Origin of the sequence: Dyella sp. LX-66 (assembly GCF_018599165.1) — a bacterium.
In the GTDB taxonomy this organism is placed as follows: Bacteria; Pseudomonadota; Gammaproteobacteria; order Xanthomonadales; family Rhodanobacteraceae; genus Dyella_D; species Dyella_D marensis.
In genome coordinates this window covers 140237-157557 of record NZ_JAHFVJ010000010.1, presented here as the reverse complement: position 1 = coordinate 157557, position 17321 = coordinate 140237, and the positions used below count along the sequence as shown (strand labels likewise).

18 protein-coding genes, 1 pseudogene and 1 riboswitch are annotated in these 17321 nt (G+C 63.3%); of the genes and pseudogenes, 11 read left to right on the top strand and 8 right to left on the bottom strand.

Annotated features, from left to right (window positions below):
• Positions 1-245: 245 nt before the first annotated feature.
• A pseudogene (locus tag KK141_RS22995) lies at positions 246-515 on the bottom strand (RebB family R body protein); the annotation flags it as partial.
• A gap of 171 nt (positions 516-686) precedes the next feature.
• Here KK141_RS22995 and KK141_RS18020 point away from each other — a divergent pair.
• Both KK141_RS18020 and KK141_RS18015 read left to right on the top strand, forming a co-directional pair.
• On the top strand, positions 687-1616 hold the full coding sequence (locus tag KK141_RS18020) for a TIGR00266 family protein (protein ID WP_250901845.1): 930 nt from the start codon (positions 687-689) through the stop codon (positions 1614-1616).
• 83 nt (positions 1617-1699) lie between these two features.
• Positions 1700-1957 carry a hypothetical protein gene (locus tag KK141_RS18015; protein ID WP_214571014.1) on the top strand — a complete coding sequence of 86 codons (258 nt, stop codon included), beginning with the start codon at positions 1700-1702 and terminating at the stop codon, positions 1955-1957.
• A 133-nt stretch (positions 1958-2090) separates the two neighbouring features.
• On the opposite strand, the gene KK141_RS18010 is transcribed toward KK141_RS18015, so the two are convergent.
• On the bottom strand, positions 2091-2537 hold the full coding sequence (locus KK141_RS18010) for an HIT family protein (protein ID WP_250901844.1): 447 nt from the start codon (positions 2535-2537) through the stop codon (positions 2091-2093).
• Positions 2538-2825: 288 nt separating this feature from the next.
• On the opposite strand from KK141_RS18010, the gene KK141_RS18005 reads away from it, so the two are divergent.
• From KK141_RS18005 to KK141_RS17985, 5 genes are all read left to right on the top strand, one after another.
• Entirely contained in the window at positions 2826-4055 is a 1230-nt protein-coding gene (locus KK141_RS18005; protein WP_214571015.1) for a hypothetical protein, read from the top strand.
• 4 nt (positions 4056-4059) lie between these two features.
• On the top strand, positions 4060-4827 hold the full coding sequence (locus tag KK141_RS18000) for a hypothetical protein (RefSeq protein ID WP_214571016.1): 768 nt from the start codon (positions 4060-4062) through the stop codon (positions 4825-4827).
• A 99-nt stretch (positions 4828-4926) separates the two neighbouring features.
• A complete protein-coding gene (locus KK141_RS17995; protein ID WP_214571017.1) occupies positions 4927-5295 on the top strand; it encodes a nuclear transport factor 2 family protein in 369 nt (122 codons plus the stop codon).
• Between the two features lie 16 nt (positions 5296-5311).
• Positions 5312-6244 (top strand): NAD(P)-dependent alcohol dehydrogenase, encoded by a 933-nt coding sequence (locus KK141_RS17990; RefSeq protein ID WP_214571018.1) that lies wholly within the window; start codon positions 5312-5314, stop codon positions 6242-6244.
• 2 nt (positions 6245-6246) lie between these two features.
• A complete protein-coding gene (locus KK141_RS17985) occupies positions 6247-6936 on the top strand; it encodes a YafY family protein (protein ID WP_214571019.1) in 690 nt (229 codons plus the stop codon).
• Positions 6937-6967: 31 nt separating this feature from the next.
• Here the strand turns inward: KK141_RS17985 and KK141_RS17980 are convergent, their stop codons facing one another.
• Positions 6968-7444 (bottom strand): MarR family winged helix-turn-helix transcriptional regulator, encoded by a 477-nt coding sequence (locus tag KK141_RS17980; protein WP_214571020.1) that lies wholly within the window; start codon positions 7442-7444, stop codon positions 6968-6970.
• A 44-nt stretch (positions 7445-7488) separates the two neighbouring features.
• On the opposite strand from KK141_RS17980, the gene KK141_RS17975 reads away from it, so the two are divergent.
• Positions 7489-8994, top strand: coding sequence for an FAD-dependent oxidoreductase (locus KK141_RS17975; RefSeq protein ID WP_214571021.1), 1506 nt, complete (start codon positions 7489-7491; stop codon positions 8992-8994).
• A gap of 205 nt (positions 8995-9199) precedes the next feature.
• Here KK141_RS17975 and KK141_RS17970 read toward each other — a convergent pair whose 3' ends face one another.
• The 5 genes from KK141_RS17970 to KK141_RS17950 all read right to left on the bottom strand — a co-directional run bounded on the left by KK141_RS17970 (position 9200) and on the right by KK141_RS17950 (position 13878).
• Positions 9200-10081, bottom strand: coding sequence for a hypothetical protein (locus tag KK141_RS17970; protein WP_250901843.1), 882 nt, complete (start codon positions 10079-10081; stop codon positions 9200-9202).
• A 14-nt stretch (positions 10082-10095) separates the two neighbouring features.
• A riboswitch (S-adenosyl-L-homocysteine riboswitch) is annotated at positions 10096-10170 on the bottom strand.
• 260 nt (positions 10171-10430) lie between these two features.
• Positions 10431-11426 (bottom strand): CHAT domain-containing protein, encoded by a 996-nt coding sequence (locus KK141_RS17965; protein WP_345777575.1) that lies wholly within the window; start codon positions 11424-11426, stop codon positions 10431-10433.
• 105 nt (positions 11427-11531) lie between these two features.
• Positions 11532-11906, bottom strand: a complete 375-nt coding sequence (locus KK141_RS17960) for a hypothetical protein (protein WP_214571023.1) — start codon at positions 11904-11906, stop codon at positions 11532-11534.
• A gap of 5 nt (positions 11907-11911) precedes the next feature.
• Entirely contained in the window at positions 11912-13528 is a 1617-nt protein-coding gene (locus tag KK141_RS17955) for a cyclic nucleotide-binding domain-containing thioredoxin-disulfide reductase (protein ID WP_214571024.1), read from the bottom strand.
• Positions 13529-13656: 128 nt separating this feature from the next.
• The gene (locus KK141_RS17950) at positions 13657-13878 is read right to left on the bottom strand and encodes a hypothetical protein (protein WP_214571025.1); all 222 of its coding nucleotides are present in this window, start codon (positions 13876-13878) and stop codon (positions 13657-13659) included.
• Between the two features lie 185 nt (positions 13879-14063).
• On the opposite strand from KK141_RS17950, the gene KK141_RS17945 reads away from it, so the two are divergent.
• The 3 genes from KK141_RS17945 to KK141_RS17935 all read left to right on the top strand — a co-directional run bounded on the left by KK141_RS17945 (position 14064) and on the right by KK141_RS17935 (position 17311).
• Positions 14064-15464 (top strand): ATP-binding protein, encoded by a 1401-nt coding sequence (locus KK141_RS17945; RefSeq protein WP_214571026.1) that lies wholly within the window; start codon positions 14064-14066, stop codon positions 15462-15464.
• A complete protein-coding gene (locus KK141_RS17940; protein WP_214571027.1) occupies positions 15461-16126 on the top strand; it encodes a response regulator in 666 nt (221 codons plus the stop codon). The genes KK141_RS17945 and KK141_RS17940 overlap by 4 nt, the downstream gene beginning before the upstream one ends.
• An 84-nt stretch (positions 16127-16210) precedes the next feature.
• On the top strand, positions 16211-17311 hold the full coding sequence (locus tag KK141_RS17935) for a S41 family peptidase (RefSeq protein ID WP_214571028.1): 1101 nt from the start codon (positions 16211-16213) through the stop codon (positions 17309-17311).
• Positions 17312-17321: the final 10 nt, after the last annotated feature.

The following is a 17321-nucleotide window of genomic DNA, read 5'->3' as shown; positions in this document are numbered from 1 at the left end:
ATCATGTGGATCAGCACCGCCGCCGTCGCCGCCTGCCGGATCGCCGCCGTGCCGCTCTCCTCCGTCACCTTCTGGAACGCGTGCAAGGTGCTGGCCACCGTGCCCATCAACTCCAGCGCCGCGTGGCACCACGGCTCGGCGTTATCGATGCCATGTGCATTCGGCGACACGCTCAACTGCGTGACCGGCGCGGAGACATCGTGCACGGCAGCCGCGGTCGCGACAGGCGACGGCTCCAGCGGATGCTGCGTCGCCTCGCCGGCGCTCGCCGTATCGATCGAATAGATCTGCATCACGCCCTGCGTCGTCGCCGCCTGCGCCAGCATGTTCTGTTGCTGCTGGCTGTTGACGGCGTTATACGCGGCCAGGCTCAGCGCAGATGCCGTGGCCTGATAAAGATTGCCAAGCGCCACGGCCGCCGCATTGCCGAGAACAACGGCATTAGCGGCAGGGCGGGGATTGGTCTGCGCAATGGAATCGGTGATTTGAGAATTGATCTCGGTCGTCGTCGACATATAAGCCCCCTGCTGAGTGATGTGCCTGATGGCGCTTTATCGCGTTAGCGCACCAGGTCCGTCTTCCTGTGTCGTGCCGGTTTCCATGTTTCCGGCCCGCATAGCATCGCCGCAGTTACGCGCTGCATACAGTGCCTTGGAGGGGGGCGCTCGCCGTGGCATGACAGGTAAATGCCAAAAGCGCTTTTCAGCCAATGCCATAGCTCCACCTCCGGACGCATTTTCTTGCGCTCCAAAAGACACATTCCACCCGACACAAAAAGCGCGGACCATCGCCGCTACGGTTTTTTTCGCCAATCGCCAGCCATCCATCGCCAGGGAGAACACCACATGCAGACACGCATCCAGGGCACCGTCATGCCCGTACTGGAAGTACAGCTCGCGCCGGAAGAAAGCATCTTTGCCGAGAGCGGCGAGCTTTCCTGGATGACCTCATCGATCCAGATGAGCACCCACACCCAGATGGGCGGCGGCGGCGGCCTGTTCGGCGCGCTCAAGCGCGTGGTCGGCGGCGGCAGCCTGTTCATGACCGAATACCGCGCGGTGCGCACCACCGGCGAAGTCGCGTTCGCCACCAAGGTGCCGGGCCATATCGTGCCGGTGACGGTGGGCCCGGGTAATGAATACATGGTGCACCGGCATGGCTTTATCTGCGCCACGCCGCAGGTGACTATCGGCGTGGGTTTTCAGCAGTCGCTGGGCGCGGGCATTTTCGGCGGCAGCGGTTTTGTGCTGCAGAAAGTCGCCGGTAATGGCACGGCGTGGCTGGAGCTCTCCGGCGAATTGATCCGCAAAGACCTTGCGCCCGGCGAAACCCTGCGCGTGCACCCGGGGCATGTCGGCGCGTTCCAGTCTTCGGTGAGCTTTCAGATCACCACGGTGCCGGGTATCAAGAATGCGTTGTTCGGCGGCGACGGATTGTTTCTCGCGGTGCTGACCGGGCCGGGTTCCGTGTGGCTGCAGACGTTGCCCATTTCGCGACTGGCGCATCAGATGGCGGAGTATCTGCCGCGCGGGGAAGGCGGTGGTGGGCGGGCCACGCTCGGTGGCGGCTTGGTGGGTGGCATCGTGGGGTCGCTGTTGAGTGGCGACGACCGGTGATCTGAAGCCCCAGGCAGGGCGGGATATCTCTCGCCCTTGTTTGTCGATGGCGCTTCGGCGCCGCGAAACGCTGCGAGGGACGCATGGCGGATATCGGACAGACGGTGTGGAACTACGGCATGGTGGTCGTTGCCGTGGCCTTCATGGGCAAAGTCATTAATGCGTTGCGGACGGGGACGATCCGGATGCCAGGCTGGAATCGGGGGCCTGAGCATGACTACCGGCGTGCGGTGGAGACGAAGGCGTTCTATCGCACGGTGATTGGGTTTGGGCTTGTGGCGATATTTGCGGGGTGTATGGCGTGGGTGGGGTTTCACTATCTGGGGACGGTGGGCAGGTAACACCTCATTAGATCGGCATAACTGCACCCATCCCCTTTAGCTCCCTGACAAAGCCCGTCACCTCTCATTCCCGTCACCCCAGCTTTCGCTGGGATGACGGAGGTTCTGTCGGGTGCTGTAGGTGCTGTGGGTGCTACTGCAAAGCAGCTCGGAGACTTGCCGCCAACTGCATCCGCTCCTCGATGGCATAGGGCACCTTCCGCCCCCCATACAACCCATCATTCGAGTAGCGCGGAAACACATGCAGGTGGTAATGCCACACATCCTGATTGCCAGCCGGGCCATTGTGCTGGCGTGTGGAGATGCCTTCGCATCCGAAAGCGTTCCGCATGGCAAGCGCCAGGCGACGTGTGGCACGAAAGAAGTCGCTGCCCAGCTCGTCCGGCATATCCAGCACGTTCTCGTAGTGGCCCCGCGGCACCACCAGGCAGTTGCCTTTAATGCCGGCGTAGTGATGTGTGGGAACCAGGGCGAACACGTTGGCATCCACCAGCACAACGGCCGATTCCGGCGCAGGCGATGGAAGCGTGTCGGCAATACCGCAGAACGGACAGGCGTATCCGGGTGGCGCATGCTTCATAAGGCCTGACCGCTCATAGACACCCGTGGCAGGGCGAGCTCGGGATTCTGTGTTGCGCTCCAGCTACACGTCAATCGAAAAACATTACCCCCGCGTGAAGTGTCATTGATGCCCACCGATCACCACCGTGATTCGGTTCGCGCGCCTACCCGCCAGCCTGGCACCCCTCCTAGCATCGGCGCGAATCAGGGCGTTACCCGGCCCCGCCTTGCCAAGCACGCAAGCCAATACGGGCCATGACTCCAGCTTCCTGGGGCTTCGTTTCACTGTCGTATCAAGGGGTAATTTATGCGCCTTTCCACTATCGCCATGGCTTGCCTGCTGGGCTTGTCCGTCAATGCTGCGGCCGCGGACGTCAAATCCATTTCGCGGCTCGCCGCCGGGCCGGACGGCGTGCTTTTCGTTGCCGACTGGAAAGCGGCGGAAGTGCATGCGATCAAGCTTGCACCGGCCACCCGCCAACCCGCGGGTGCGGTGTTCAACGTGCTCGATCTGGAGAAGCTGCTGTCCGACCAGGTGGGTGGCGCCAGGGTCATGGTCGAAGATATGGTCGCGCGGCCCGGCACCGGGGAAGTCTATGTCGCGGTGAGCTACGGCGCCGACAAGACGCCCGCCCTGTTCGCCGTGACCAGCGACAAGAAGGCGCGCCGTGTCGACCTTAAAGCTTCGCAAGGCACCTCGGTGGCGCTGCGCGACGCGCCCACCGGCAACGAGAAGTTCTGGAAGGAGATGCCCGAGCGCAGCTTCACCGTCACCGACATGAAGTGGCATGACGGCGAGCTTTTCGTGGCGGGGCTTTCCAACCAGGATTTCGCTTCGACGCTGCGGCGCATTCATTATCCCTTCGACGCCAAGCAGTCGATCACTTCCGTCGAGATTTTCCACGGCGGACACAACATGATCGAAACGCGCGCGCCGATCCGCGCCATGAGTTTCGCCAAGCTCGGCGGCAAGCCGTATCTCGTGGCGGCCTATACGTGCACGCCGCTGGTGATCATCCCTCTCGACGATCTGAAGGACGGCGCGCATATCCGCGGCAAGACCGTCGGCGAGCTCGGCTACGGCAATACGCCGGCCGATATGGTCGCCTACTCGCAGACCGAGCAGGGCAAGACCCGCGAGTACCTGATGCTGGTGAACTACAACCGCGTGTCGAACGTCATCCCGGTGTCGGAGCTGGATGCGGCGCGCATGGGGCCGGGCATCGAGAAGCAGGTGCCGTTCGGCCAGATCGCGGGGCTTAATGTGGCGCAGGCGCCGCTGGCCGGTGTGATGCGGCTGGATAACCTGGACGACAAGTCGTTCATCATGGTTCGCCGCGATCTGCAGCACGACGAATTGCAGCTGGTGTCGATGGGCAAGGACCTGAGCTTCCGCCTGTCGGACCATATCTCCGAGTACGCCTTTCCGAACTTCAGCTTCAAGGGGAATGCATTCCAGGAGAAGTACATCAAGCCGAGGCAGGACATGCTGCTGAAGGACGAGGGCTTTCCCGACCTGATCAAGGCGTCGGATTAAAGCCATGCGCTGGCGATTGCTGATCGGCGGCATGGTGTTTGCCGCCGCCCTGCCCGCCGCGCAAGCGGCGCAGCCGGCGCCGGAGGTTGTCGCCGTGCAGCCTTCCGGCGCCGCGGTGCCCGCCAATCTGTTGCGGTTGTCGGTGGTGTTTGCCGCTCCGATCGAAGGCGAGGTGTTGCCGCGGATCGCGCTTTCGCGTGCTGACGGGCGTTTACTGCAGGAGCCGTTTCTGCAGCAGGAACTGTGGTCGCCCGATGGAAAGGTGCTGACCTTGCTGTTCCATCCCGGCCGCGTAAAAACCGGCCTGATCGCGCGGGAGCAGCAGGGGCCGATCCTGAGCGAGGGAGAGGATGTCGTGCTTAGCTTCGATGGGCGCCCCATCAAGCGGTGGCATATCGGTCCCGTGGATGGAAACGGCCCGGTCGCTTCGGCGTGGAAGCTCTCGTCGGTGCGGCCCGGTACGCGGGAGCCGTTTGTCGTCAGCCTCGATGGCCCCATCGATGGCCGGGACGCCGGTTATCTGGCTGTCGTCGATGCCGGCGATCACTTGGTCGAGGGCGAGCGGCAACTGCGAGATGGCGAAACGACGTGGACGTTTACGCCGGACTCGGCGTGGAAGGCGGGGGATTATCGACTGATGGTGCACGGCATGCTGGAGGATCCCTCCGGCAATCGGCTCGATGGGCATTTTGAAACGTCCATCGATGCGCCGCAGCCGCCGGCGGCCGATATCGCCATTGCTTTCAAAGTAAGCCAGCGCGGCAGCTTGTAGCGCGCTGGAACAACGGGATAGTCGCCGCCTTCAGCATGGTGACAAAAACTGTCCCACCCCCACTCTAGATTGGGCCTCATCCACCACCGAGGCCCCATCATGAGCAACACCGCCAACGACATCGCCCGCCGCTACGTCGACGCCATGGCCAGCAAGGACGTCGACACCATTCTCTCGATCTCCTCCGACCATATCGTCTGCACCTCCCCGCTCGGCCAGATCACCGGCATCGACAAGTTCCGCGGCTTCCAGGAAGGCTTTGCGCGGATGATCGTCAACCTGACCGCGCTCGCCGTCTTCGGTGACGAGGGTCAGGCCGTGGTGGTCTATGACGTGGAAACCCATCCGGTCGCCCGCGCCCTGGTCGCCGAGTACCTCATCATCGAAGACGGCAAGATCGCCGCGACCGACGTCATCTACGACGCCACGCCCTTTGCCGCCTACGCCGCCGGCGCCAAGCAGCACTGACGGCGGCAGCGCTTTCATGAAACGCATTCAGTACAGCCAGTACGGCGGCCCGGACGTCATGACGCTGGCGCGTGTCGACCTGCCGGAGCCTGGGCATGGCGAGGTCGCCGTGAAAGTCAGGTTCGCCGCCATCAATCCCGTCGATTGGAAAGTGCGCCACGGCCAGCTCCGGATGCTTACCGGCAAAGCCTTTCCCCGTGCCATGGGCAGCGACTTCGCGGGCACCGTGTTTGCGGTAGGGCCTGGCGTGAGCCGGTTCAAACCGGGCGATGCCGTTTTCGGACTGACGCGGCTCAAGGAAAGCGGCGCATTCGGCGAAGCGGTGATCGCTCAAGAAGCCTTGCTGGCGAAAAAGCCCGACCACCTCGCCTTCGAAGATGCCGCTTGCCTGGCGACACCCGGCATTACGGCGTGGAATGGCCTGGTCGATAAAACCACGCTGCGTCGCGACAGCCGCATTTTCATCAATGGCTGCACGGGCGCCGTGGGTGCCGCCGCGGTCCAGCTGGCCCGCAGCTTTGGCGCGCAGGTTCACGGCAGCACCAGCGCGCAGGCCATGGCGAGGGCGCGATCGTTGGGCGTCGAGGTGGTCTACGACTACCGCACTACCGACCTCTCGACACTCAGCGACCGGTACGACGTGGTCTACGACACCGCGGCCACGATGGATTCCGGCACCGGGCTCGGCATGCTGGAAGGCAACGGCGTGTTCCTCGACATCGACCCCACGCCGGGCAAGTTCATGCGAGCGCTGTTCAACCGGCGCTTCAAACCCATCGTCTGCACGCCGCGCGCCGATATTCTCGACAGCCTCGCCGCCGCTGCCGCCCAGGGCTGGCTGCGCCTGCCGGTGGCTCGCATCGTGCCGCTGGACAAGGCCATCGGTTTGATCGCCGCCCTGGAGACCGGTACTAGACTGGACGGCAAGGGCCTCGTCGCAATGGACTGACCATGTCGCGCAGCCATCGACTGTTCGAATTGATGCAGGTGCTGCGCCGGCACCGCGGCACGGTGTCCGGCGAAACGCTGGCGCGCGAAGCGGGCGTTTCGCTGCGCACCATCCGGCGCGACATTGCCACGCTGCAGGCCATGGGCGCGGATATCGATGGCGCACCGGGCGTGGGTTATGTGCTGCGGCCTGGCTTCATTCTTCCTCCGCTGTCGTTTACGCAGGAGGAGCTGCAGGCGCTGGTTGCCGGCATGCAATGGGTCAGCCGGCAGACGGACGATGCGCTTGCACTGGCCGCTCAAAATGCTCTGGGCAAGATCAACGGCGTGCTTCCGCCGGAGCTGCGGCGCGCGCTCGACGACGATGCGCTCTACATAGGAAAGAAGAAAGAGGACGTCTCGCCCGTGGACCTTGCCCAGGTCCGGCGCGCCATGCGCGAACAGCGCAAGATGCGCATCGGCTACAAGGGCGAAGGCGGCGGCGACACGCAGAGGATTATCTGGCCCATCCTGCTGGGCTTCGTGGAGACCAAACGGTTTATCGCCGCATGGTGCGAGCTGCGGGGGGATTTTCGGCTGTTCCGGACGGACCGCATGACGAGTGCGGCGGTGCTGGACGATCGCTACCTTGGGAATCGCCGTCTTCTCGTCAAGGAGTGGCGGGCCAAGGTAAGGAAGGACGGGAGCGATTGAAGCGGGATAACCGCACCCGTGCCCCTCAGGTCTATTTCAGCGCATCGATGTCGTGCGCAAACTTCTGCAGCAGGCGAACCAGTTCATCCATTTCGCCCTGCTCCCAGTCCGCAAAAAGCGCACGGCCGAAACGCTCTCTTGCCGCGTCCAGGGCATCCGTCATGACTTTGCCTTTCGGCGTGACGCTGGCTTCGGTGACCCGGCGGTCGGTCGCGCCGGCCTGGCGGTCGACCAGCCCCAGCGTTTCCAGCTTGGCCACCTGCTTGCTCACCGTCGAATAGTCGCGCCCTACCCGCCCCGCCAGTTCGCCCACCGCGATCGGCCCCAGGCGCTCGACCAGCACCAGCAGCGGAAACAGGGCGCGGTCCAGCGATATGCCGGCCTCCTGGATCATCGCCTCGTCGCGGTCGGGCCGGTTGAACACGCCGATGATGGTGATCAGCGCGCCGTGCAGGGTTCGCAGCTGACTCGATATATGTGCATCTTGCACATTCTTTTTGCTTGGCATATGCTCGCTCCAGTTATGTGCACTTTACACATATTGGAGGGATCATGACCAGTCATTCGAAGGTCGACGTACTGATTTGCGGCGCTGGCGCCGCCGGACTCACCCTGGCCATCGAGCTGGCGCGGCGGGGCATCGCCTTCCGCCTGGTGGAAAAGATGGACAGCCCTTTCCACGGTTCGCGCGGCAAGGGCATACAGCCGCGCACGCTTGAGGTCTTCGAGGACCTGGGCGTGGTGGAGCGGATCATCGCGGCCGGCGGCCTTTATCCGGCCGTGCGCGAATACCGCAGCGACGGCAGCTATACCGAATCGGAGGTGGTCGAGCGCGCGGATCCGACGCCCGCCGAGCCTTATGCGTTGCCGCAGATGCTTCCTCAGTACCTCACCGAGGCCATCCTCCGCGATCGGCTGTGCGAGCTGGGCCACGCTCCGGAATTCGGCTGCGAGCTGATCGATTTCAGCCAGGACCAAGCCGGCGTTGTGGCGCGTCTGCGCAAGCTTGGCAACGATGAGGTGGTGCACGCGCAGTACCTGGTGGGTGCGGATGGCGGACGGAGCTTCGTGCGTAAAGCACTGGGCATCGACTTTCCCGGCAAGACGCTGGGTGCGCGCGCCGTCGTGGCGGATGTCACCCTGGACGGCTTGTCACGCGACGCGTGGCATCGCTTCAACGATGGCTCGATGGAACGGCAAATGGCGATCTGTCCGCTGGCGGGCACGGAGCTGTTTCAGATCCAGGCGCCGATACCGGTGGAAGGCGAGGTCGATCTCTCCGCCGCCGGGCTTACCGCCATGCTGCACGATCGATCCGGGCGTAGCGACTTGCTGGTGAAGTCCGTTTCGTGGGCGTCGGCCTATCAGATGAATGCGCGGCTGGCCGATCGGTATCGCGTGCAGCAGGTGTTTCTGATGGGCGATGCGGCGCATATCCATCCGCCGACGGGTGGGCAGGGCCTCAATACGAGCATCCAGGATGCTTACAACCTTGGATGGAAGCTGGCCGCCGTGCTGCGCGGTGCAGAAGATGCGTTGCTCGATACCTACGAGCAGGAGCGTCGCCCTGTCGCTGCGGAGGTGCTTGGGCTTTCCACGCAGTTGCTTGCCGCGGCGAAGCAGGGGGATATGCGGCGTGGGCGCAATGTGCGGCAGTTGGATCTTGGTTATGCGAATTCGGCGCTTGCGCTGGAAATGCCGGAGCGTCGGCATGGTCCTTTCGCTGGAGACCGCGCTGCCGATGCGCCGATGCGTGGTGTCAGCGGCCAAGCGGTGCGGCTATTCGATTTGCTTAAAGGTACGCATTGGACGTTGCTGGGTTATGAGGCTGATCGTGCTTGTGTAGCTGCGCGGGCGGGGCTTCGTATCCACACCATCGGTGAAGGCGGGGAGCTTGTCGATGATCGGGGTCATTTCCGGGCGGGCTATGCGGTGTCGGCGGGGGAGTGGGTGTTGGTGCGGCCGGATGGGTATATCGCGGCTATCGTTGGCACGGAACAACTCGGGGCGATGGAAGTCTTTTTTCAGTACGCCGAGCGTTGCATGCCTGGGGCATAAAACCGATGGGTTGATGCAGGCGGGCCATGGGTCGGGGGCGGACGAGCGCATGTTCCGAAACGTCGGTAGTTATTCCAAAACTACCGACAATATGGAACACACCTGGCATGACCCATCCGGCAACCACTGGCAAAGGGTGGCAAAGGGGACGAGAGCAATTAAGCGGTGATAACTACACCCGCCCCCTTTAAACCACCGGAAATGCTCAGGCGACCCGAGCAGCCAACCGCCGCTGCAGATGTCGCGCGAAACGCTCCGCCGCCTCCGGCTGCGTCCCAAGGTGCAGGAACGGCTCGATCATTTCCAGCTCCATCAGCAGGAAGCTGCCCTTGCAGATCACGCCATCGACGCGTGCATAAGCACTATCGGCATGGCCGAGCGCCGCCGCGGCGGAAAGGGCGCGCTTGGCGCTGGCGATCAGTGCCGGATCGGGATCGACGGCGTCGGCTGTCCCTCCGAAATCCGACTGCACCCGGTAATCGCCGGCCGCCGCCCGCTTGATCACGGCGTGGCTGTACTCGCCGCCAAAGAACAGCAGAGACCATTCGCCGTCGCTGACCACTTCAGGCACGAAGGGCTGCAACAGATACTCGAATTCCCTCGGCAGTTGCGCCACGACCTGCTCGAACGCGGGATCGCCAACGACGCCGCGCGCCGTATACCAGGCCGTACCGCTGACCGTCGGCTTGACCACCACTTCCTGGCCCGACATCCGCGCCAGCGTCTGCCGCAGCTCGGTTCCCGATGCCATGGTCGTGGGGATGATGTCGACGCCCTGCGCGGCCAATTCCGGCAGATAGCGCTTGTCGCTGTTCCAGCGCAGCAGGGCTTTATCGTTGATGGTTGGAATGGGCAGGCGATCCAGCCATTCGACAAACGCGGCGTAGTGCTTGAAGTAATCCCAGGTGGAACGCATCAGCACCGCGTCGTACCGCGACCAGTCCACGCCGGGGTCGTTCCAGACGCAGGGTGTCGTCTCGATGCCAAGGCTTAGCAGCGAATCCGCCAGGTGCCGGTCGTCCGGATGGATACCCGGAACCATCGAGGACGTAGCGACAGCAAGACGATGTGTAACGGCATGGGACATAGCAAATCCTCCATCAATGGAGGGCGCCCTTGCTGGGATATCGAAGCCGAGCGTGGCGGATCGAGTCCGTCGCAGCACCCCTCGGATTCGACTGCGCGGCGAACGATCGGCGCGCAATGACTGGCATCGTCGTGACGATGCGCGGGTAGTTTCGTGGACTTGCCGGCGCTTCGTCAATGTTCCGGCATGCCGCCAAAGGGCATTGCTTCCTTAGGCTCCTGGAGCTGCTGCTCATAGGGGCAAGCGGGGATAAGGGCCATTAAATGGTGTTAACTGCATCTGCCCCTTTAGCCACTTCCATTTAGCTGCAAAGCCGGCGCAACCACATTCGTTCTTCTTAGCTCCTCATCTACGGAGTAACAAGCACGATTTCGTCAGCATCTAAGCCCGCCTGGACAAACAGGATAGGAGTGTCATGCTCGGGTATACCCTCGAGCATGAGCGCAGCACGTGCTTGGTCAAACGCCTTCCTGACGGAAAGACCGAAGCCAATTGCTGAGTAAAAATTCGAGGAAAATACCCGTGCAGCCTCATCACCTATGGACGTATTCATTCCAATAGCTGCCTCGATGTGCTCAACCACTGCCTCGGCTTGACCATGCGAATAGCAGGTGTTGAAAAACACAAGTCGGATGTTCTCGGCGACGGTTTTCATGACCTGGACTATCGCCTCCTTCGATACAGATTTCGCTTGACCAGACGGGCTCTGGAAAATGATTTCATCTTGGTCGCTTCCATGCCCACTGAAATGAACGATAGTTGGCTGACACTCGTTGAGCGCCTGAAGAAGATCGCTACTTTGCAAAGCCCAACGGGTTTCGAGCTTGACCACATCCCGATGTTTCGAGCCCCGAATCATCTGACCAATGCTTCGAGCCTCCTCATCGAGACGTAGTTGCTGTTGATCGATGGGATTGGAGGCGAGGAATAGAACCACGATACGTTCGAGTGGCTGCAGAAGTTTTGCTATGGCGTGTTCGGTCCGTCTATGTAAAGCGGAGTGATGACGCAAGGTAGAGTCGACCGCTGCCATATGCTGTGTTTGCTGACGCATACGATTGCTTTCGTCTTGAATCCGCCTTTTGCCTTCCCGTTGCTCCTCGTCGGCTTGCCTGCGCTGGTCCTCCGCAATTCGGGCCTGAAGTTGGCCAATATTCTTCTCGAAGTCAGCGACTTTTTTCTCGGACGAAGCCACATCTCGCTGGTAACGCGCAATATCTCGCAAGCGGGACTCAAAGGCGCTGACGCTCGATGCTTTCCGGGCAGCCTCCTGTACACTCAAGATACGGCTATTGATATCCAAAATCCTCTTGATTTCAGCCGCCTTCTTCTTCTGAATAGCCACAATCTCGTTCTGCTTTTGAAGAGCACTTCGGCGGTATTGATCAGATGACATAGAAGTGCCCAATAAAATGAAAGTGAAGCGAACGCAGAAAGGGAATAAGAGCAACTAAATGCGTTCTCCCTTTTGCTCCTCACAACAATGCGCCGCAAACGAAAACCGCCTGCCTGGCGCAAGCAGATGCGGCGTATGGCACTCCCACCAGGCCGCTGCGGATGGCGAACTGGCGCGCAGGACTTCGATAGCGTCAATGACGTTAACGATGTAGCCGATGGATGGTTGCTCCTCCATCGGGGCGGCGCCCAATAGACGCTTCAACCGCGCCAGCAAGCTGCGATGCTTTCCAAGAACACCGACGGTGATCGATACAACAGGCTGCGGATACGCCGTCTCCGCCAATGGCAGAACCAGGCCAACCCACGCTCCGCGGATGCTCGCAGGAGCCTCACCCGGTGGAACATCGATGATCCGTATCTGTTTCAAGGCGCTCATCCGTTCAAATGCGACCAAACCTTGGAAATGACCACCGAACCCTCGCCCACCGCCGAAGCCACACGCTTCACCGACCCCGCTCTTACATCCCCCACCGCAAAAATCCCCGGCTGCGACGTCGCATAAGGCGAATCCGCCCCCACCGCATCGCCCGTCTCGACAAAGCCCTTCTGATCCAGCTTCACCAGCCCCGACAGCCAGGACGTATTGGGCTCCGCGCCCACCATGATGAAGAGCGCACACGTCGGCAGCGTGTAATCCGACCCGTTGTTGCTGTTATGCACGGTGACGGCATCGATCCGCTCGCCACCGTGCAGCAGGCGCACCGCGGAGCCGTACTCGATGGTGATCTTCGGATCCGCTTCCAATCGGCTCGACAAGTAGCTCGACATCGACGACGCCAGCGAGTTGCCACGAACGAGCAGGCGCACGCGGTTGGCCGCGCGACTCAGGAACATCGCCGCCTGACCCGCGGAGTTGCCTCCACCGATCACCAGCGCCTCGCCATCCTTGCAATAGCGCGCTTCGTTTTCCGTGGCGGCGTAATACACACCAGCCCCTTCGAACTCCGCCAACCGATCGATCGGCAGCCGCTTATATTGCACGCCCGTCGCCACCACGATGGCGCCGGCCAGAATGCGCTGCCCATTGTCGAAGGTCGAACAGAACTTGCCGTCCTCGCGCCGCTCCACGCTCACCACGCGCCGCGGCATGATGAAGCGTGTGCCGAACTTCATCGCCTGCACTTCGCCGCGCCACACCAGGTCGGCACCCGAAATGCCGGTGGGGAAGCCCATATAGTTTTCGATCCGGCTGGATGTGCCGGCCTGGCCGCCAACCGCGAGGTCTTCCACCACGATCGCGCTCAGGCCTTCGGCACCGGCATATACGCCGGCCGCCACACCCGCCGGGCCGCCGCCGACGATCAGCACGTCCACCGCTTCCTCGTCGGCCAGCTCGAAACTCAGGCCCATCAGTTTGGCGATCTTGTCGGGCGTCGGTTCGCTTACCACGTGGTCGCGGCCGAAGATCACCGCCGGCCGGTCGGTGGGAATGGCGCAGCTGGTGGCGATGCCTTGGGCTTCCGCGCTGCCCAGCGCGTGGGACGCATACGGCAAACGGTTGCGGCTGGCGAACTCGCCGATGCGCTGGATATTCCGGTCCAGGTCCTCGCCGATCAGCACCAGGGTGCCGTCGCGCTCGTCGAGCTGGCGGCGGCGGCGCGCCGAGAACACGGTGATGATGATGTCCGACATCTCCGGGATCTCGGACATCAGCCGCAGCATGGCGGTGCGCGGCACTTCCAGCACGCGGGTGTCCTTCACCGCGCGCATCGGCAAGGCCCACACACCGCCGTTGAGGAAGGAGATCTCGCCCATGAACTGGGTCGGGCCCAGCGTGGAAGGGAAATGGCGCTCACCCGTAAAAGGGTTCACCACTTCGATTTCGCCGTCCTCCACGTAGACGAAGCGCTCGATCGGGTCGCCCAGCTGGACGATGAAATCGCCCGCCGCGTAGCGCACCTCGGTGCCTTCCGCCCGCATGGCCGCGACGTGCGTGCTGGCCAGCGGCACGCGTTGCATTTCTCTCAGGTCGCGCCCGATCGTTTCCACTTCGATTCTCCGTTGGTACTTGTCTTCACCGGGCGTAGGTTGGGGTGAGCCGAAGGCGAACCCCAACAGTACGATGCGTCCGAATGTTGCGATGCTGGGGTTCGCCTGCGGCTCACCCCAACCTACCTTCAGGGCTTGCGCAGTCTAAGCTGCAATCCCGTGGATTCGATCCTGAGCGCAACGCTTTCCCTGTTGAAATTCCCGGGAAAAAACACCGTCGCCTCATGCTCCGAAGCGGTACGGATGATCAGCCGGCCATGCTCGTCAAGGCTTAGCCGGTAATCGCCCAGCGCTATGGGTCCATGCGGCGGCGTATCAGGGCTGACCTGTCCGTTCTGCATATCCATCATCGCAACCCCCTTTGGTGAAAGCGAATGGTCACGCCGGACGGGCTATCTTGTCCATGGATAATGCGCCATCTGGCGGGGGCGCTGATCGACGCGATAAAGGCCTAGCCGACGCGCGGCGGCTTGCCTAAGCTGATGCGCTACCGGATCCCCGGGGGCAGGTTTCTTCCTTGCACGGTATCGCGCCTTTGAAGCTATCCATCGGCTACCGCCTGTTCCTGGCCATCTGGCTGACGATCGTCGTCGCCGGGGCGCTGGGTATGGAGCTGGTGCGGTGGCGGCTGCTGGACAACTTTGCCGAGCACCGGCTCGATACCGACACGCATTTTCTCGACACGCTGGGCGCCACCCTGGAGGCCAGCTACCGGCAGCATGGCGACTGGTCGTTTCTTCCCCGCGATACCGCACAGCGCAAGGCCTGGTTGCGCGATGCGTACGAGCGCTCGCGTGCCGGCGCGCCCGATGCGAAGTCCGGGGCTTCGAGCGTGGCTTATCGCATCGGCCTCACCGATGCGCACGGTAAGTATCTGGCCGGCGCCGTCGCATCCCCCTTGCTGATCGCCGCTACGTCGATCGATCGTGCCGCGCACCCGCTGAGCGTCGATGGCCGTCCGATCGGCAGTCTGCTCGTGGCCTATCCCCAGCATCCGGACGATGCACTGGCCGTCGCCTTCCTGATCGATCAGCAGACCCGCCTGGCCTGGGCGCTGGTCGCCGCCCTGCTGCTCAGCGTCGGCGTCGCCTGGCTGCTGGCCGTCCATGTGCGCCGGCCGATCCTGCGGCTGGTCACGGGTGCGCGCAGGCTCGAACACGGCCAGTTCGCGACGCGCATCGAGGTGACCCGCACCGACGAGCTGGGCGAACTCGCCAGCGCCTTCAACCGCCTCGCCGCGCGCCTGCAGGAGGTGGAGCGGATGCGCCAGCAGTGGATCGCGGAGACCTCGCATGAGCTGCGCACGCCGCTGGCGGTGCTGCGCGCCCAGATCGAAAGCGTCCAGGACGGCGTGCGCGCCGCCACGCCCGATCACCTGAGTTTGATGGAGCGGCAGGTGCATTCGCTCAACCGACTGGTCGATGATTTGCACGAGCTGGCGCGCGGCGATCTCGGGCAGGTCCGCTACGAGCTTGCACCGCACGATGTGTGGCGGATGGCTGGCGAGGTCTTCGCCGACTTCTCGGCGCGATTCGGCGCCAACAACCTGCAGGCATCGATCGGCGCGGCGCCGTCGAACTGCGTGGCGCCATGCGATGCCGTCCGCATCCGGCAGGTGCTCGCCAACCTGCTCGAGAACAGCGCCCGCTATACCGCAGCCGGCGGCAGCGTCGCGCTCACCGGCGCCGTCGCGGATAACACCATCCACATCATCGTCGACGACTCCGCACCGGGCGTTCCGGCGGCATCGCTCGAACGCCTGGGCGAACGCTTCTTTCGACTGGAGGAGTCGCGCAGCCGCAGCTCCGGCGGCTCCGGCCTGGGTCTCGCCTTGTGCCGGCAGATCCTCGCCGCGCACGGCGGCCGCCTGGTGTTCGCGCCTTCTCCGCTGGGCGGCTTGCGCGCCACGATGATCCTGCCCCTGGACGACCGATGACCGCACGGATTCTGATTGTCGAGGACGAAAGCGAACTCGCGGCCATCGTCGCCGACTATGTCGCCGCGGCTGGATATACCGCCGAGGTGATCGGCGACGGCAAAGTCGCGCTCGAACGCGCCACCAAGGCCATGCCCGATCTGATCGTGCTCGATTTGATGCTGCCGGGGCTCGATGGGCTTGCGGTGTGCCAGGCCCTGCGTGCGTTCTCGGACGTGCCGATCCTGATGCTGACCGCCAGAGTCGAAGAGGTCGATCGCCTGCTGGGTCTCGAAGCCGGCGCCGACGATTACCTGTGCAAGCCGTTCAGTCCGCGCGAACTGGTGGCGCGCATCAAGGCCATTCTGCGCCGCACGCGCGCCGAGGCCACGGATCGTCCGCTGCTGAGGATCGACGAAGCCGCGCGATCCATTCGCGTCGGCGCGCATGCGCTCGATCTGACGCCGAGCGAGTACCACCTGCTGGCGACGATGCTGCGGCGCCCGGGCATGGCGTATTCGCGCACGCAGCTGCTCGACGTAGTCCAGCGCGACAATCTTGACGCCAACGACCGCACCATCGACACGCACGTCAAGAATCTCCGCCGCAAGCTCGCCGCCGTGCTGCCGGAGGTGGAGATCATCCATTCCATCTACGGCGTCGGTTACCGCGTCGACTGGTGACCTCGCCACCACACACACAATTTCCCCACATTGCGCCCACAGCCTGTGCTGGCCGGGCGATTTCGCCCATACACGAGAAGTGCAATGAACAGGCGAACGGGGATCTTCGTGGCGATGGCCGCGCTGGGCATGGCGGGCCTGGGGAGCGTGGCGGTGCTGGCCTGGCCCGGAGGTCCGAACCAGGGGCCGCCGCACGAGCCGCCGCAGAAGGACATGGCCATCGACAAGGCCACGCGCGATGCGGTGCTCGAAGGCGTCATCGCCAAGCTCGATCGCGGCTACGTCTTTCCCGACAAGGCGGTAGCGATCGAGAAGGACCTGCGCGCACGCATGGCGCATGGCGATTTCGATGCGATCGATAGCGCCCAGGGCCTGGCCGAACGCCTGACCGATCTGCTGCAGGGCACGACCAGCGACAAGCATCTGGAGGTCCGGTACTTCGAGCAGGCCATTCCCGCGAGCACCGATGGCGGGCCGTCGCCGGAGGAGCAGGCCGCCGAAGACCTGCACCAGAAAAAGGTCAACTACGGCTTCGCCAACGTCGGCCGGCTGCATTTCAATATCGGCCTGCTCGAACTGCATGCCTTCGGCCGCCCGCAGCACACGGCCGAACGCATCGCCGCCGCAATGAGCCTGCTGGGCGATACCGATGCCCTGATCGTCGACCTGCGCGAATGCCATGGCGGCGATCCCGATACGGTCATGCAGGTGGCCAGCTATCTGTTCGACCAGCCCACCCATCTCAACGACATCTACTACCGCGACGAAGGCCGCACGGAGCAGCGCTGGACCGCCGCCAGCGTCACCGGCAAACGCTATGGACAAGCGCGGCCGCTGTATGTGCTGACCAGCAGCGAGACCATTTCCGGTTGCGAAGACTTCGCCTATGCGCTGAAGAACGCCGGCCGCGCCAAAATCGTCGGCGAGGTGACCGCCGGTGCCGCCCATGCCGGTTCGCCGCAACGCCTGAGCGAGCATTTCATGATGTTCGTGCCCTCGGGACGGCCTATCAACCCGGTGACGCATGGCGACTGGGAAGGTACGGGCGTCATCCCGGACATCAAGACCTCCGCCAAGAAGGCGCTCGACACGGCGCAGCTGAAGATCCTGCAGGGCATGGTGGCGAGCGAGCGCGACCCGGCGCGCAAGGACGACATGCAAAGGAGCATCGGCGAACTGCAGTAGCGCCCGGCGC

Bases quoted from the DNA above. Each gene is read 5' to 3' on its own strand.
- KK141_RS18000 (WP_214571016.1), top strand. From the start codon at position 4,060: ATGCGCTGGCGATTGCTGATCGGCGGCATGGTGTTTGCCGCCGCCCTG.
- KK141_RS17940 (WP_214571027.1), top strand. From the start codon at position 15,461: ATGACCGCACGGATTCTGATTGTCGAGGACGAAAGCGAACTCGCGGCC.
- KK141_RS18010 (WP_250901844.1), bottom strand. From the start codon at position 2,537: ATGAAGCATGCGCCACCCGGATACGCCTGTCCGTTCTGCGGTATTGCC.
- KK141_RS17975 (WP_214571021.1), top strand. From the start codon at position 7,489: ATGACCAGTCATTCGAAGGTCGACGTACTGATTTGCGGCGCTGGCGCC.
- KK141_RS17935 (WP_214571028.1), top strand. From the start codon at position 16,211: ATGAACAGGCGAACGGGGATCTTCGTGGCGATGGCCGCGCTGGGCATG.
- KK141_RS18020 (WP_250901845.1), top strand. From the start codon at position 687: ATGCCAAAAGCGCTTTTCAGCCAATGCCATAGCTCCACCTCCGGACGC.
- KK141_RS17980 (WP_214571020.1), bottom strand. From the start codon at position 7,444: ATGCCAAGCAAAAAGAATGTGCAAGATGCACATATATCGAGTCAGCTG.
- KK141_RS17995 (WP_214571017.1), top strand. From the start codon at position 4,927: ATGAGCAACACCGCCAACGACATCGCCCGCCGCTACGTCGACGCCATG.
- KK141_RS17950 (WP_214571025.1), bottom strand. From the start codon at position 13,878: ATGATGGATATGCAGAACGGACAGGTCAGCCCTGATACGCCGCCGCAT.
- KK141_RS18005 (WP_214571015.1), top strand. From the start codon at position 2,826: ATGCGCCTTTCCACTATCGCCATGGCTTGCCTGCTGGGCTTGTCCGTC.
- KK141_RS17985 (WP_214571019.1), top strand. From the start codon at position 6,247: ATGTCGCGCAGCCATCGACTGTTCGAATTGATGCAGGTGCTGCGCCGG.
- KK141_RS18015 (WP_214571014.1), top strand. From the start codon at position 1,700: ATGGCGGATATCGGACAGACGGTGTGGAACTACGGCATGGTGGTCGTT.
- KK141_RS17970 (WP_250901843.1), bottom strand. From the start codon at position 10,081: ATGTCCCATGCCGTTACACATCGTCTTGCTGTCGCTACGTCCTCGATG.
- KK141_RS17990 (WP_214571018.1), top strand. From the start codon at position 5,312: ATGAAACGCATTCAGTACAGCCAGTACGGCGGCCCGGACGTCATGACG.